Source organism: Stenotrophomonas sp. GD03930, assembly GCF_029839665.1.
GTDB classification, from domain to species: Bacteria; Pseudomonadota; Gammaproteobacteria; order Xanthomonadales; family Xanthomonadaceae; genus Stenotrophomonas; species Stenotrophomonas forensis.
Map to the genome: position 1 here is coordinate 2,130,728 of NZ_JAOCAV010000001.1, position 15,684 is coordinate 2,146,411.

The following is a 15,684-nucleotide window of genomic DNA, read 5'->3' on the forward strand; positions in this document are numbered from 1 at the left end:
CCAGCGGCCGGCACTACCCTGCCAGGTGGATCACCCCGTGTTCTGCACGCCCTGCGAAACACCGTTCACGCAGGCCACCAGTGCGCGCAGCAGATCGTCATCCTCGCGCCCGCTGGCCCGCCAGCGCTGCAGCAGGTCCACCTGCAGCACGCTGATCGGATCGACGTAGGGGTTGCGCAGGCGGATCGACAGCGCCAGCCGCGCGTCGTGGTCGAGCAGCGTCCGCTGGTCCATCAGCGCCAGCAGCCAATGCCGGGTCAGTTCCAGTTCGCGCTGCACCTGCGGGAAGAAGCGCCCGTGCAGCTCACCGGACAGCTTCGAGAACTGCTCGGCAATGGTGATATCGCCCTTGGACAGCACCATCGCGATGTCATCCAGGAAGGTGCGGAAGAACGGCCAGTCACGTGCCATCTCGCGCAGGGTCTGCTCGTGGCCGGCATCGACCGCGGCCTGCAGGCCGCTACCCACGCCGTACCAGCCGGGAATGACCGCACGCGCCTGGCTCCAGGCAAATACCCACGGAATCGCACGCAGGTTGCCCAGCGCGGCGTCCTGGCCGAGCCGGCGCGATGGCCGCGAGCCCAGCGTCATGCGCTCGATCACATCGATCGGCGTGGCAGTGCGGAAATAGTCCATGAAGCCGGACTGGCCAACGAAGCCGCGATACACCTCGCTGCTGGCCGAGGCCACCGCGTCCATCACCGGCCGCCAGTCGTCCTCGCGCGACTCAGGTGCGCGTGGCCGCAGGCTGGCACGCAATACCGCCCCGGTGGCCTGCTCCAGCGAACGCAGGGCCAGCGCACGGATGCCGTACTTGCGGTGGATCACCTCGCCCTGCTCGGTCACCCGCAGGCGACCATCGATGCTGCCACGCGGCGAGGCATCCACCGCGTGCGTGGTCTTGCCGCCACCGCGGCTGATCGAGCCACCACGGCCATGGAAGAAGGTCAGGCGGATGCCGGCCTCGGCCGCCACCTCCAGCAGTTCCACCTGCGCGCGCTGCAGGCCCCAGCGCGAGGCGGCGATGCCACCATCCTTGCTGCTGTCCGAATAGCCCAGCATCACCATCTGCACGTCATCGCGTGCATGCAGGTGTGCGCGATAGATCGGGTCGGCCAGCAGATCACGCAGGGTCGCGGTGCCGCGCTTGAGGTCATCCACGGTCTCGAACAGGGGGGCGATATCCAGCGGCACCGTGCCGCCCTCTTCCACCAGACCGCCGCGACGTGCCAGCGCCAGCACCGCCAGCACGTCACTGCGGTCATGCGCCATCGAGATGATGTAGCTGCCCAGCGCATCGCCGCCATGGCGCGCGCGTGCATCTGCCAGTGCGGCGAACACCGCATCCAGGCGCTGGTTGCCCTCGTCGTCACTCTTCGGCAGCGCGGCTTCACCACTGGCATGCGGCGCCAGCAGGTGCGCGCGCGCCACGGAATCCAGACCGTCCCACGCCGCGTCACCGCCCAGCACGGTGGCCAGCGCGCGCGCATGCACGCTCGACTCCTGGCGCACATCCAGCCGTGCCAGATGGAAGCCGAAGGTCTTGACCCGCCACAGCAGGCGCTGCACGGCAAAGCCACCGGCATGCTCGCCGCGGTGGGCGCGCAGGCTGTCGAGGATCAGCTGCAGGTCGTCGATCAGTTCATCCGGGCCGGCATAAGCCCCTTCGCCATCGTCCAGCGTAGCCTGCAGGCGCGCGCGCATGCGGTCGTTGAGCAGGCGGTACGGCATGTCGGCGTGGCGCGGGCGCGACTGCACCTGTGGCAGCAGCTGCTGGTAGTGCGCCACGCGCGCCTGCAGTGCGTCGCTCACGCCCACCCGTTCGGTGGACTGGCTGAGCAGGCTGGCCAGCTGCAGCAGTTCCTTCTGGTAGCGCCCCAGCACGGCCTGCCGCTGTGCATCCAGCGTATTGCGGATGGTGCTGGCATCCACGTTCGGGTTGCCGTCCATGTCGCCGCCCACCCAGGTACCGAAGCGCAGCAGTCGCGGCAGCGGCAGCTCTTCGCCGTAGGTATCGCGCAGCGCCTGTTGCAGCGATTCGTAAAGCACCGGTATCACCCGGTACAGCACCTGCACCAGGTAGAAGCCGACGTGCTCGCGCTCGTCATCGACAGTGGGCCGCACCGGCGAGGAATCGGTGGTCTGCCACGACGCGGTCAGCGCCATGCGGAAGCGCGCGGCATCGGCCGCCGCTTCGCCCGGCGTGCGCTGGCCGTCGAGGTTGTCGACCAGGCTGGCCACCATCAACTGCTCTTTCTCCAGCAGCGCGCGGCGCACGGCTTCGGTGGGATGCGCGGTGAACACCGGCTCGATGTCGATGCGCGGCAGCCACTGCGCCAGCTCGTCCAGGCTCACGCCCTGCGCCTTCAGGTGCTGCAGTGCATCCTGCAGGCCATCGGGCTGCGCACCTGCAGTACCGGCGCGCTGGTAGTCACGGCGACGGCGGATGCGATGCACGCGCTCGGCGATGTTGACCACCTGGAAGTAGGTGCTGAAGGCCCGCACCATGGTCTCGGCCTGCTGCGGCGAGCGCCCGGCCAGGCCATCGGCCAGCTCCGACAGTGGCGCCTGGTTCTCGCGGCGGGCGATGGCGCGGGTGCGCACGTCTTCCACATCGTCGAGGAAGGCGGCGGAGACCTGTTCCACCAGCAGGTCGCCGACCAGCGCGCCGAGCCGGCGCACGTCATCGCGAAGGGGAAGATCGGGAGAAGCGAACTCGATGCTGCTGCGGTACTCGTTCATCGGCGACGCACAGGCCTCGGTCAACGGATCCAGACCCCAAGCCTATCCCAGATCGGGCGTCGTGCTGCGATGCAAAAATGGTTTCATCTGGTAGTGCCGGCCGCTGGCCGGCAACCTCAGGTTGCGTGGGTCCATGAGGTTGCCGGCCAGCGGCCGGCACTACCGGGTCCGGTCAGCGCTTCTTCTTCGCCTTGCCCTGCTCGGCCGGGCCGATGGTCTGCTCCAGCCAGCGCTCGCTCTCGGCCAGCATGGTCATGATCGATTCGCGCGCGCGGTAGGCATGCGATTCGTTCGGCAGCATCACCAGCCGCGCGGTGCCACCCAGGCCCTTCACCGCGGCGAACATGCGCTCGCTCTGGATCGGGAACGTGCCGGAGTTGTTGTCGTCGACGCCGTGGATGAAGAGGATCGGATCCTTGATCCTGTCGGCGTAGTTGAACGGCGCCATCTTCTGGTACACGTCCTGCGCCTGCCAGTAGTTGCGCTCCTCGGCCTGGAAGCCGAACGGCGTCAGCGTGCGGTTGTAGGCACCGCTGCGCGCGATGCCGGCCTTGAACAGGCGGGTGTGCGCCAGCAGGTTGGCGGTCATGAACGCACCGTAGGAATGGCCACCAATGGCGATGTGATCGCGGTCGGTCACGCCACGCCGCACCACTTCATCCACCGCAGCCTGCGCATTGGCCACCAGCTGTTCGATGTAGGTGTCGTTGGGTTCCTTGTCGCCCTCGCCGATGATCGGCATCGACGGGCTGGCCAGCACCACGTAGCCCTTGGCCAGGAACGCCTGCGGGCCCCAGTAGCTGATCGCGTTGAAACGGTACGGCGAATCGGTCACCTGGCTGGCCGCGGCCGCGCTCTTGAACTCGCCCGGGTAGGCCCACATCAGCAGCGGGCGCGGGCCGTCGCGCTTCGGGTCGTAGCCCGGCGGCAGCAGCAGGGTCGCGGTCAGATCGACGCCGTCCTTGCGCTTGTAGCGGATCTGCTCCTTCTGCACGCCCTTCAGCTGCGGCAGCGGGTGGGCAAAGTGGGTCAGCGCGCGCGGCGCGGCGCCGGCGTCGGCCAGCGACTGCACGTAGAAGTTGGCCGGCTCGTCCGGGCTTTCACGGCTCAGCAGCAGCGAACTGCCCTGTTCGTCCAGCAGCGCAACCGGCAACGAATAGCTCGGTGCCTGCGAGTGGAACAGGCGCGTCGCCTTGCCCGTGGCGATGTCGAAGCGATCAACGAACGGGCGGTCGCCTTCCGGCGAGGCACCGGCACCGGCCAGGTACAGGCTGCTGCCATCGGTGCTGGTCTGCAGCAGCGAGCGGCCGCGGTCGTCGCTGGACATCAGCGGCCGGCCCGGATCGGCGTAGCGGTCCTGCGCGTCGCGATCCCACAGCAGGCGCGGCTCGGCACCGGCGTTGTCCGGGGCGATCAGCCAGGTCTTGGTCTTGCGGGTCTTCCACCACGATTCGGTCAGCAGGGCCAGGTCGCCACGGCCCCAGCTGATGCCGGCCAGGCGGCTGCCGAGCTGGGCCAGGGTCACCGGCGGTTTGTCGAACGGTGCGGCCTGCATCAGCACCGCATCGCGCACCTTGGCCTCCCTGTTCGGGTCGCCGCCGTCCTGCGCCTCGGCCCACACCAGGGTGGCATCGGCATCACCGCGCCAGCGGATGTCACGCACGCCGGTCACTTCGGCATCGTTGCCGGTCGGCAGGCCTTCCACCAGCGGGCGTACCGCCACGGTGTGCACCAGCTTGCCGCTGGCACGGTCGATCACTTCGATGCGGCGCGGGAAGCTGTCCACCGGCACCACGTACGAGTACGGCCGCTGCACCGGCTGGCGCAGCACGTAGCGGCCATCCGGCGAAACCGAGAAGCCCATGAAGATGCCGGCCGCGCCGATCGGGCGGGTGTTGCCGTCGAGGCTGACTTCCACCGGCTGGGTGGTGGCGTAGTAGTCGAACTGGCGCGCGTCGGCTTCGTTCTTCAGCAGGTCCTGGTAGGTACGGATCGAGACGACGCCGCCGCCCTGGCTGGTCTGCTGCACGGCCGGGCCGGTCGGGATGCCGTCGGCGGCGGGGGCGGCGCCCAGGTTGGCCGGGCGGGTGAACACCACCAGCCCACGGCTGTCCGGCAGCCACTGGTAGCCACTGCCCATCACCGTGTTCAGGCCGGCGACCAGGCGGCGGGCGCTGCCGCCGGCCACATCCACCAGCCACAGTTCATTGGCGCCGCTGGCGGCGTCCACCTGGTTGAAAGCCAGCCACTTCTGGTCCGGCGACCACATCAGGCTGGCGATCGACAGCGTGCCCGGCAGGCCGCTGATCGGCCGTTCCTTGCCGTCGGCCACGTTCATCAGCCACAGCTTCTGGCCAAAGCTGAAGCGGCTGTCGGAGAACGTGCGCGGGTTGATGCGCTGGCCGGCCAGCTTCAGTTCCGGCTGCGCCACCACCTGGATCGAGGGCAGCGAAGGCATCTGCATCAGTGCGGCCACGTCGCGGCGCGGCGACAGGAACAGCGACGGCGCGCGCGGCGCGTCGACCACCGCCTGCAGCGCGGCCGAGGGCAGTTCGTACGCCGTGACGCCCTGCGCCTGCGTCGCCGCCGGCTGCGGGGTGGCCGAGAAGGCCAGCGGGGCCACTGCCAGCAGCCCCATCGACAGGACCAGGCCGGTCCAGCGCCGTGCGCGGCGCGTGTGCATGCTCATCGTTCCACCTGTGTGATGCGTGAAAACACCGACCTTAACAGGCCGTGCATGCCTGCCCATCTGCCGATGGTTGGGTCATCCCTGTGTCATGACGGGGCCGCGATATAATGGGGGTCCTCCCCTGCCGAGGGGCGCTGCGACCGGATCCCACGAGGCCCGGCCAGGCTCGGTAAGGTGGCTATGCAACAACGGCGCCCGGCCAGATGCGAGCACCCGCTCGCCCACAACCGGAGCACACGAATGAACGCTGTTGCCAAGACCTTCTCCACCGAAGGTGATTACAAGATCCGCGACATCACGCTGGCCGACTGGGGCCGCAAGGAACTGGACATCGCCGAGCACGAGATGCCGGGCCTGATGTCGATCCGCCGCAAGTACCAGGCCGAGCTGCCGCTGAAGGGCGTGCGCGTGACCGGCTCGCTGCACATGACCATCCAGACCGCGGTGCTGATCGAGACCCTGAAGGACATCGGCGCCGACGTGCGCTGGGCCTCGTGCAACATCTTCTCGACCCAGGACCACGCCGCTGCCGCCATCGCCGCCACCGGCACCCCGGTGTTCGCCTGGAAGGGCGAAACCCTGGAAGAGTACTGGGACTGCACCCTGGACGCGCTGACCTTCACCCTGGCCGACGGCACCCTGACCGGCCCGGAGCTGGTGGTCGACGACGGCGGTGACGTGACCCTGCTGATCCACAAGGGCTACGAGCTGGAAAACGGCAGCGACTGGGTCAACACCGCGTCCTCCTCGCACGAAGAACAGGTCATCAAGAACCTGCTCAAGCGCGTCGCCAAGGAGCGCCCGGGTTACTGGGGCCGCGTGGTGAAGGACTGGAAGGGCGTCTCCGAAGAGACCACCACCGGCGTGCACCGCCTGTACCAGCTGGCCCAGGCCGGCACCCTGCTGATCCCGGCGATCAACGTCAACGACTCGGTCACCAAGAGCAAGTTCGACAACCTGTACGGCTGCCGCGAGTCGCTGGCCGATGGCCTGAAGCGCGCGATGGACGTGATGCTGGCCGGCAAGGTCGCCGTGGTCTGCGGCTACGGCGACGTCGGCAAGGGCTGCGCCGCGTCGCTGCGTGCCTATGGCGCGCGCGTGATCGTCACCGAGATCGACCCGATCTGCGCCCTGCAGGCGGCGATGGAAGGCTATGAAGTCAACACCATCGAATCGACCCTGGGCCGTGCCGACCTGTACGTCACCACCACCGGCAACAAGGACATCATCCGCATCGAGCACCTGAGCGCGATGAAGGACCAGGCCATCGTCTGCAACATCGGCCACTTCGACAACGAGATCCAGGTCGATGCGCTGGTCTCGTTCGCCGGCATCAAGCACGTCAACATCAAGCCGCAGGTGGACAAGTACATCTTCCCGAACGGCAACGCGATCTTCCTGCTGGCCGAAGGCCGCCTGGTGAACCTGGGCTGCGCCACCGGCCACCCGAGCTTCGTGATGTCCAACAGCTTCGCCAACCAGACCCTGGCACAGATCGACCTGTGGGCGAACAAGGACAGCTACGAGAAGAAGGTCTACCTGCTGCCGAAGAAGCTGGACGAGGAAGTGGCCCGCCTGCACCTGGAAAAGATCGGCGTGAAGCTGACCACCCTGAGCCAGGAACAGGCCGACTACATCGGCGTGCCGGTGGAAGGCCCGTTCAAGCCGGACCACTACCGCTACTGATGCCTGTGGCGTGCCGGCCCACGGCCGGCGCACCCCGTGCATGCAACACACGCAACGGGCGCCTTCGGGCGCCCGTTCTGCGTCTGCCCCTCAGAAGTCGAAGTTGACCGGAATCCTGGCCAGGCTGATGTCGGGCGGGTCGTCTCGCTTGCTGGTAAACGTCCAGGCCGATGCCGCGTCGACGGCTGCCGCATCCAGCGTGGGATGGCCACTGGACTCGGCGATGATCCTGCCGGTGACCCGGCCTTCGCGGTTGATCACCACCAGCACCACGGTCGTGCCTTTCAGACCCTGCTTGTACGCCTCCTGCGGATACCTTGGGGCAGGCGATGACAGCGGCCACCATCCCACCGGCGGCGCATCCGGCGGGTCGGTATCGACCAGGCAGCGCTCGGGTATGCGGATGCCCATGCGGGTGTCCTGCTTCGGATCCACTTCCATGGCAATGCCGCGACAGTTGCCCGCCAGCGCGGCGAGGAACAGCGCCTGCCGCCACGTTGCGCGGATATCCGACCCGACCCCGGTGAAACGGCATTGGTCGCCCTTTCGATGCGATGCCATCGACACCATGCCCGCATCGATCAAGTCCCGCACGGCCTGCCCGCGTGTACAGCGGTCCTCACTGGCCAGGGCCGGACCAGCGACCACCATCATTCCGGCAAGCAGACCCGCCGCAATCATCCGCTGATAGGCCACTCCACTCCCCTGTGCTGCGTTCTGTTGACCCGAGTCTGCCACGCCATGCATGGATGCTCCACCCGCAATAGCCTCGGTCAAGGCAACGCCTCCGCCCCGCGCTACGATGCCTCCATGACCCCGGCCATCAACCTGCTCAAGCGCGAGAAGATCGCCCACACCGTGCGCAGCTATGTGCACGACGCCCACGCCGAATCGTATGGCGGCGAAGCCGTCGACAAGCTCGGCCTCGACCCGGCCCAGGTGTTCAAGACCCTGCTGGCCAGCACTGAAACCCACGAACTGCTGGTAGCAATCGTGCCCGTGGCCGGCCAGCTGGACTTGAAGGCGCTGGCCGAAGCGGCCGGCTGCAAGAAGTGCGAGATGGCCGCCGCCGATTCCGCACAGCGCGCGACCGGCTACCTGGTCGGCGGCATCAGCCCGCTCGGCCAGAAGAAGCGCCTGCGCACCTTCCTGGATGCCAGCGCCGAAGTGCTGCCCACGCTGCATGTCAGCGCCGGCCGCCGCGGCCTGGAAGTGGAACTGGCGCCCGGCGAACTGCTGCGCCTGACCGCCGGCCACTACGCGGCAATCGGCAAGGCACGCTGATGCGCTGGCCGTGGTTCGCCGCACCGTCACCCCGGCTTGAAGATCCACAGGCCGATGTACTGCTGCAGGACCTGCTGTCACGCGACGGTGCACGCATCACCGACGCGGCACGCACGGTCGCACGGCTGTTCAGCGCGTCGTCGCTCGAGGCGCTGGCGGTGCACACGGACCTGATTGAAAAATGCTGCCAGGGCATCGCACTGGGCGGCATGCTGATCAGCAACCAGGCGCACCTGAAGGCGGCCCTGCAGCGGCTGCGCTACTGGCAGGCACGCCAGGGCTGCCTGTGCGCGCTCAATCCCGGCTACCCGTTCTTCGATCCGCGTCGCCTGCTTGAACAGGGGCAGATGCAGCTGCTCTCGGTGCAGGACGCCGAGGATGGATGGGGCGACTGCCACACCGTTGCCTGCACGCAGTGCGGCCAGCACTGGCAGGCGATCGACCGCGAATACCATTACCCCTGGTGGGAGTGGAAAGCCATCTGACAGGGACGCAGCCACGCATGGCGTGGCTCTACCGCGGTCCAGTAGATCCACGCCATGCGTGGATGGCGGTCACTCCACCAGCTCATACCGCATCGGCACCCGCACAATGGTCAACTCCGGCACGGTGCTCTCCGCTTCGGCACGGACGAAAGGCCAGCCACGCAGGTCATCCACCGCTGCTTCATCCAGCAGCGCATGGCCACTGGATGTCTCCACGATCACGGCGACAACCGCCCCGTGCGCATCAATCAAGGCCTTCAGCAGGCTGCGCCCGGACAGCCCCTGCTGCATGGCCTCCGGCGGATAACGCGGCGACACACCACGCGCCGGCTTCCACGCAATCCCCTCGCCCGCGAACAGGTCCCGGCTGCTGCGCGCCGCGCAATGCTTGGGCAGACGCAACTGCAGGGATAGACGTGCGTCATCCACGCTCACTTCCGCAGGCGTCGCGCAGGCATGCCGCGCGAGCATCTCCAGCATCTGCTGTTGCCGACGCAGCGCCTTGCCGTTGGCGGCAGTCACCTCCACCACGCAACGCGCATCCTTGGGCTGCATCGACAACGCGGTCACCCCCGCATCGCGCAGCGCGGGAACGGCCGCCAACGGCGAGCACGCCGTCTCCGCCGCCGGTCCTTCCGCCAGAGCTGCTGTGGCGGGCAGCAGGCCCGCCAGCACCATTGGAATCATCCCTGCCCAGCTCCGCATGCCCCGCCCTCCGTGGGTTTATCTGGCCCGATCATACCTGGCGCATGGCAGCGGGTGATCGGGTCAGAGCCCCGCGGTGCGAGGATCTGACCCGCGACGGCTACGGGCGCCAGTTGGCATTGTTCTCCCAGAACGCCACCGAGCGCTGGTAGGCCTCACGGTCCAGCGCCACGCCGGAGCCCCCCTCCTCCACGCCCAGCGCATTGCGCATCATGGTGATCGGCGCCATCGGCACTTCTTCCGGTTCGGCGGTGTAGATGCAGCCGACGATGCCCCAGTCGGCCTCGATCGGCGAACCTTCCTTGGCCAGCTGCTCGGCGCTGTACAGGATCACCACCAGGTAGTTCGCGCGCGGCGATTCCACGCCTTCGAACCAGCGCACCAGCACCGGCAGCTCATCGCGGTTGCGCGCTTCATAACCGCTACGCAGCTGGTGGCGGTTGGCCTCGGTCACCGGAACCGTCAGGCAGCGTGTGCTGGTCCAGTTCTCGTAGACAAACAGCTTGCAGAACGGCGCATAGCCGTCGAGCACCTTCAGCGGTGCGTGCGCATTGAGGTGCGCCTCGAACTGCTCGGCGGTGCAATCCTGGATGGTGTTGCCGCGCGGCACGCGCGGGAACAGGCGGGGACGGGCGAAATCGGTGAGGACGATGGACATGGCGCGATGTGATCAGGAGTTCTGCCGTACAGGGTAACCGCCCCGCAGGCGGCAGGGGCGGATGCCGATGCTCACTGGCATCCGATCCAGGATTGCCGCACCCTGCGCAGGACCCACCGCAAGGATCGCCGGCTCATGGAAGCAGCGCGCGTATTGCCCCGTCCCGCCCACCTTCGTCGCTGGCTGAAGGTGCTGGCCGTACTCCCGCTGGCGCCGCCGTTGCTGTTCGCCGCCGCCCTGTTCTGGCCGCTACCGGCACCGCCGCTGCCCGAGCCCGGCAACAGCCGCCTGATCGTCAACGCCCGGGTGGTAGACGTCGTGCGCGGCCAGGTCAGCGAACCGACCACGGTGACGCTGCGCAACGGCACGATCACCGCCATCGGCGGAAGCGTTGCCGATGCAGCGTTGCCGGTCTTCGACGCCGGTGGCCGCTGGCTGCTGCCCGGCTTCTGGGACATGCACACCCATGCACTACAGTTGTCGCCGCAACTACAGTTCCCGCTGATGCTGGCCAACGGCATCACCGGTACCCGCGACATGATGGACTGCCCGCAGGCCACCGATCCGCTGATCGCCTGCGTGGCCGACAAGCGCCGCTGGACCGCACAGGCCATTGCCGGGCAGCAGGTTGCGCCACGCTTCGTGCAGGTCGCCAGCTTCTACTTCGAAGATCCTGCGCTCGCGCCGGAAGCCGCCGCTGAGCGTGCACACACGTACAGCGCGCGTGGCGTTGACGCATTGAAGGTCTACAACCGGCTGCGTGCCGATACCTACCAGCGGCTGGCCACCGAGGCACAGCAGCTGCGTCGCCCGCTGGTCGGCCACCTGCCCAGGGCCGTGCCACTGGAAACCGCGTTGCAGGCCGGCCAGCGCAGCTTCGAGCACGCCCATCTGTTCGTACGCCACTGCTTCGACAACGCGGCGGCGTGGCGCGGTGGCACGCTCGATGGCGAAGACCCGACCGCGCTGGCCGAACGGATGGTCAGCGGCTACCAGCCAGCCCTCTGCAGCGAAGCGTTCGGATTGATGCAGGCCAGCGCTGCAGCGTTCGTGCCGACCCACGTCACCCGCGAGGAAGACGCGCGCGCACGCGATCCGGCCTTCATCAACGATCCGCGCCTGGCCTATCTGGATCCACTCTCCCGCTGGGCGTGGCGCGACGATCTGCAGGCCACGGTGGAGCACTACCCAGGCCTGCGCGGCGAAGACGTGCTGAAAGCCTACTTCGCGCATGGACTGGCGCTGACCGGTGCCGCGCATCGTGCGGGCGTCACCGTGCTGGTCGGCACCGATACCGGGCTGGGCGGTTTCCGCTACCACGATGAACTGCAGTGGCTGCGACGGGCGGGACTGAGCCAGGCCGACGTACTGCGTGCCGCCACGCTGCAGGCCGCGCGTCATCTGGAGCTGCAGGCATCGCACGGCAGCATCGAGGTCGGCAAGGCCGCCGACCTGGTCCTGCTCGATGGCAACCCGCTGCACGACACCGCCAACACCCGCCGCGTGCACGCCGTGCTGCTGGCCGGGCACCTCTACGACCGCCCGCGACTGGATGCCCTGCAGGCCTACGCCCTTGCGCAGGCACGATCGCCCGCGGTGATGGCACGCCTGCTGTGGGGCTTCGCCACCAGCCCGGTCAGTGCCGAACTGTAGCGGCAGCTACAACGCCATCCGCTCGCGCAGCTCGCGTGCCTGCCGCCGCGATACTTCCACTTCGCTGCCGTCATCCAGCGCCAAGTCGTAGCCATCGCCGATGCTCGGCGTCACCGCGCGGATACGGCGCAGATTGACCAGCGTGTTGCGGTTGGCCCGGAAGAACAGCTCCTGCGGCAGGCGTGCTTCCAATGCGCTCAGGCTGCGGGTCAGCAGCGCGTTCTGGTCGCGGAACCACAGCCGCGTGTAGTTGCCGTCCACCACCAGCCGCCGGATCTCGGAGACCGCCACGAACCAGCAGCGCTCGCCCTCGCGCACGAACACCTGGTCCTGCGCGCCCAACGTGCCACGCAGCGCGGGCGCTTCAGTCGTCTCCACCTCGCGCTGGCGCGCCCGCTGCAGCGCTTCCAGCAGCCGCGGCGCCTCCACCGGCTTGACCAGATAGTCCAGCGCGTTGGCCTGGAAGGCGCGTACCGCATAGCCGTCGAAGGCCGTGACGAACACCACCGCCGGCACGGATTCCAGCCCCTCCAGCACGTCGAAGCCACTGCCGGAGGGCATCTGCACATCCAACAGCACCAGGTCTGGTGCCAGCGTTGCAATCGCCTCGCGCGCAGCCGGCACGTCGTCGGCCTCGCCCACGCACTGCACCCACGGCAACGCCGACAACAGCGTGCGCAGCTCCTGCCGCGCCAGCCGTGCATCATCAACGATCAACACACGCAGCACGCCACTCATTGCGGAATCTCCAGCAGGGCCTGCATGCGCTCGCCGACCGGCTGCAGGGTGAAACGACCTTGCGTACCGAGCTGCGCACGCAGATAGGCCAGGCCGACACCATGCCCGTGAGTGGGTTCGATCGCGCTGCCCAATGGATTGTCCACCTGCAGGCGCAGCACATCGTTGTCCAACGTGGCACGGATCTGCACTTCGCCACCGCCGGGGCGGCTGGCGATGCCGTGCTTGATCGCGTTTTCCACCAGCAGCTGCAGCGCCATCGCCGGCAACTGTGCCTGCGTGGCATCGGCATCAATCTGCTGCCGCACCTGCAGGCGCTGTTCGAAGTGGATCGCCTCGATCGCCAGATAGTCATCCACCACCGCCAGTTCCTCGGCCAGCGTGACCTGCTCGTTGCGGTTGTGCGCCAGCGCCTGGCGCAGGGTGCGCGACAGGCGGGTGACCATGTCGCGTGCGCGCTCGGGATCTTCCAGGATCAACGCACGCAGGTTGTTCAGCGCATTGAACATGAAATGCGGATTGAGCCGCGCGCGCAGTGCATCGCGCTCCAGCGCGCTGCGTTCGGCTTCCGCGCGCAGGCGGGCCAGCTCCGCGCCACGTATCCGGCGCAGGCTGTGCAGGCCCGCCCAGAGCGCGGTCCACAGCGCCAGCATCACCGCCGTGGTGTACCAGTAGAGCAGCAGCGCCTTGGGGCTGAAGTCGGCCACCTGGCGACCGGCATCCACCCATCCCAGTGCCAGCGCCGTGTGCAGGGCGATGATCACCAGCGCCTGCGCCAGCGCCGCGCCGAGCGCCACCGACACGGCCAGCCGCAACAACAGCCCGGCGGTACCGCGCGACCACCAGCCGGCGCGCAGGGCCAGCGCACGAATGCCACCGCTGCAGCCGAACAGGCTGACCGCCAGGCCGACCGTGATCAGCACGCCCGCGCTTCCGGCGTCGGCCAGATAGGCATGCCGCAGCCCGAGGCCGGCGACCGCGTAGAGTGCCCACACCAGCGCATTGAGCAGCCAGAAGCGTACCGACGAAGAGGAGTCCGGCATGTCCATTCCGAGGCGTGTTGAAACTCAGGGGTGACGGTCGAGGAAGGCCTGCACCTGCCCGCGCAGCCAGCTCGGATAATCCCACATCAGGAAGTGGAAACCCTGCGCGCTCATCGCGATCTGCACATCGTGCAGCTTCACGTACTGGGCCTGGAACACCGCCCGGGTGCTCGCCTCGGTGCCGCCCATCGGCTGGTAGCCGGCCCAGCTGCCCAGCACCAGTGTCGGCGCGTTGATCGAGGCGATGCTGTCACGCACGTCGGTGGTCATCACCGCGTGCATCGCATCAGCCGTGGTCTGGCGGTCACTGCTTTCGCCCCAGCGGCCCAGTTCGGCCTGCCGCTGCGGGTCACGGGTCATGCCCGGCAGACCGGCCTTCAGCTGCGCCTGCCATTGCGCGGCGTCGGCGGCGAGCATGCCCTTGCGCAGCTGCTCGGCCATCGGCCGCACGCTGTCCGCGGTGGCATTCGGGTCGCGTGCCGCCGGCAGGAACGGCAGCGCGTCCACCACCACCAGCGCGCTGACCGCCTTCGGCTCTGCCTGCGCCATCTGCAACCCCAGCAGGCCACCCAGGCTGTGGCCAACCACCACTACCGGCCCCAGATGCTGGTCATGCAGGTAGGCCAGCAGCTGCGCGCGCATCGCCGGCAGGAACCCGGCCGGGCGCGGATCGGCCGGCGCGGTGCCTGCAAAACCCGGCAGCTGCACCAAGTGGCACTGCACGTCCTTCAGGGCCAGGCAGGTCTCACGCCAGACCTCGGCGCTGCTGTTGAGGCCGGGGATCATCAACAGCGGGCGGCCCTTGCCGACCACCTCGACCTGCACCTTGCCGGGGGCCGGGGCCGCATGCGCCGATCCGGAACCCAGCACGGCCATCGCCATGCCGATCATCGCCAGCCGTGCCAGCGCCTTCATTGCATACCAGAGTGCCAGGAAGATCTTCATCGTCTGCTCCTTCATCGAGTGGGTGTTGCCGGGTTGGGCTCAGCGTGCCGCCAGCCACGGCGCCCCTGTTGCGAATCCGGAGCAACGGCCGGACACCCGGGCGAACGGTCGCCGGCGGGGGACGGTGCCCGCCACATCGCGAGTACACATCCATCTTGATGAAGCGATATACTTACCCGCACCTGCCGCCGCCGCCCGCGCCATGACCGCCATCAGCTTCGAGTTCTATCCTCCCAAGACCGACGAACAGCGCAGCCAGCTCGACCGCGCCGCGGACAAGCTGAAGGACTACGGGCCCGAGTACGTGTCATGCACCTTCGGCGCCGGTGGATCGACCCTGAGCTACACCTCCGAAACCGTGCGCCACCTCAACCAGCACCATGGCTTCGAAGCGGCCCCCCACCTGTCCTGCGTTGGCGGCACCCGCCAGGAAATCCGTGAACTGCTCAAGCTGTACCGCGCCATCGGCTGCGACCGCCTGGTCGCGTTGCGCGGCGACCTGCCCTCCGGCATGGGTTTCCCCGGCGACATGCGCTATGCCGCCGAACTGATCGCCTTCATCCGCGCCGAGCACGGCGACGCCTTCCGCATCGAGGTCGGTGCCTACCCGGAAACCCATCCGCAGGCGTCCGATGCGTTGGCCGACCTGAAGCACTTCAAGGCCAAGATCGATGCCGGTGCCGATGCGGCGATCACCCAGTATTTCTACAACCCGGATGCGTATTTCCATTTCGTCGACGCGGTGCAGCGGCTCGGCGTGCAGGTACCGATCACGCCCGGCATCATGCCGATCGCCAACTTCAGCCAGCTGCGCCGCTTTTCCGAGCAGTGCGGCGCGGAGATCCCGCGCTGGATCAGCCGCAGGATGCAGGCCTATGGCGATGACGTGGATTCGGTGCGTGCATTCGGCACCGAGGTTGTGGCCAGGCTGTGCCAGCGCCTGATCGAGGGCGGCGCACCCGGCCTGCACTTCTACACGTTGAACCTGGCCAAGCCGACCACGTCAGTGCTGAAACTGCTGCAGCTGTGAAAGCACGCCGCGCGAAGCGGAACGGC

General features: G+C 68.0%; 13 protein-coding genes and 1 riboswitch. Of the genes, 5 read left to right on the forward strand and 8 right to left on the reverse strand.

Annotated features, from left to right (window positions below):
* Positions 1-30: 30 nt before the first annotated feature.
* The gene (ppc, locus tag N5C18_RS09650) at positions 31-2,742 is read right to left on the reverse strand and encodes a phosphoenolpyruvate carboxylase (RefSeq protein ID WP_279944390.1); all 2,712 of its coding nucleotides are present in this window, start codon (positions 2,740-2,742) and stop codon (positions 31-33) included.
* A gap of 172 nt (positions 2,743-2,914) precedes the next feature.
* Positions 2,915-5,431 carry a prolyl oligopeptidase family serine peptidase gene (locus N5C18_RS09655; RefSeq protein WP_279944392.1) on the reverse strand — a complete coding sequence of 839 codons (2,517 nt, stop codon included), beginning with the start codon at positions 5,429-5,431 and terminating at the stop codon, positions 2,915-2,917.
* Positions 5,432-5,551: 120 nt separating this feature from the next.
* A riboswitch (S-adenosyl-L-homocysteine riboswitch) is annotated at positions 5,552-5,635 on the forward strand.
* Positions 5,636-5,671: 36 nt separating this feature from the next.
* Here N5C18_RS09655 and ahcY point away from each other — a divergent pair.
* Positions 5,672-7,117 (forward strand): adenosylhomocysteinase, encoded by a 1,446-nt coding sequence (gene ahcY, locus N5C18_RS09660; RefSeq protein ID WP_004154241.1) that lies wholly within the window; start codon positions 5,672-5,674, stop codon positions 7,115-7,117.
* 90 nt (positions 7,118-7,207) lie between these two features.
* Here the strand turns inward: ahcY and N5C18_RS09665 are convergent, their stop codons facing one another.
* Positions 7,208-7,894 carry a TonB family protein gene (locus tag N5C18_RS09665; RefSeq protein WP_279944393.1) on the reverse strand — a complete coding sequence of 229 codons (687 nt, stop codon included), beginning with the start codon at positions 7,892-7,894 and terminating at the stop codon, positions 7,208-7,210.
* 33 nt (positions 7,895-7,927) lie between these two features.
* Between N5C18_RS09665 and ybaK the strand changes: the two genes are divergently transcribed.
* Entirely contained in the window at positions 7,928-8,401 is a 474-nt protein-coding gene (ybaK, locus tag N5C18_RS09670; protein ID WP_279944394.1) for a Cys-tRNA(Pro) deacylase, read from the forward strand.
* Positions 8,401-8,886, forward strand: coding sequence for a hypothetical protein (locus tag N5C18_RS09675; RefSeq protein WP_279944395.1), 486 nt, complete (start codon positions 8,401-8,403; stop codon positions 8,884-8,886). The genes ybaK and N5C18_RS09675 overlap by 1 nt, the downstream gene beginning before the upstream one ends.
* Positions 8,887-8,955: 69 nt before the next feature.
* On the opposite strand, the gene N5C18_RS09680 is transcribed toward N5C18_RS09675, so the two are convergent.
* Together N5C18_RS09680 and N5C18_RS09685 are read right to left on the reverse strand one after the other, a co-directional pair.
* Positions 8,956-9,564, reverse strand: coding sequence for an energy transducer TonB (locus tag N5C18_RS09680; protein ID WP_230078947.1), 609 nt, complete (start codon positions 9,562-9,564; stop codon positions 8,956-8,958).
* Between the two features lie 127 nt (positions 9,565-9,691).
* Positions 9,692-10,249: a DUF3228 family protein gene (locus N5C18_RS09685; RefSeq protein ID WP_053510445.1), complete on the reverse strand. Its 558-nt coding sequence runs from the start codon at positions 10,247-10,249 to the stop codon at positions 9,692-9,694.
* A gap of 135 nt (positions 10,250-10,384) precedes the next feature.
* Between N5C18_RS09685 and N5C18_RS09690 the strand changes: the two genes are divergently transcribed.
* Positions 10,385-11,902, forward strand: coding sequence for an amidohydrolase family protein (locus N5C18_RS09690; RefSeq protein WP_279944396.1), 1,518 nt, complete (start codon positions 10,385-10,387; stop codon positions 11,900-11,902).
* Positions 11,903-11,908: 6 nt separating this feature from the next.
* Here N5C18_RS09690 and N5C18_RS09695 read toward each other — a convergent pair whose 3' ends face one another.
* Genes N5C18_RS09695 through N5C18_RS09705 form a run of 3 tightly spaced genes read right to left on the reverse strand, consistent with a single transcriptional unit; the run spans position 11,909 to position 14,628 of the window.
* Positions 11,909-12,640: a LytTR family DNA-binding domain-containing protein gene (locus tag N5C18_RS09695; protein ID WP_279944397.1), complete on the reverse strand. Its 732-nt coding sequence runs from the start codon at positions 12,638-12,640 to the stop codon at positions 11,909-11,911.
* Positions 12,637-13,683, reverse strand: coding sequence for a histidine kinase (locus tag N5C18_RS09700; RefSeq protein WP_279944398.1), 1,047 nt, complete (start codon positions 13,681-13,683; stop codon positions 12,637-12,639). The genes N5C18_RS09695 and N5C18_RS09700 overlap by 4 nt, the downstream gene beginning before the upstream one ends.
* A gap of 24 nt (positions 13,684-13,707) precedes the next feature.
* Positions 13,708-14,628: an alpha/beta hydrolase gene (locus N5C18_RS09705; protein WP_279944400.1), complete on the reverse strand. Its 921-nt coding sequence runs from the start codon at positions 14,626-14,628 to the stop codon at positions 13,708-13,710.
* A gap of 202 nt (positions 14,629-14,830) precedes the next feature.
* Here N5C18_RS09705 and metF point away from each other — a divergent pair, with 202 nt between their 5' ends.
* A complete protein-coding gene (gene metF / locus N5C18_RS09710; protein WP_004154233.1) occupies positions 14,831-15,658 on the forward strand; it encodes a methylenetetrahydrofolate reductase [NAD(P)H] in 828 nt (275 codons plus the stop codon).
* Positions 15,659-15,684 lie beyond the last annotated feature (26 nt).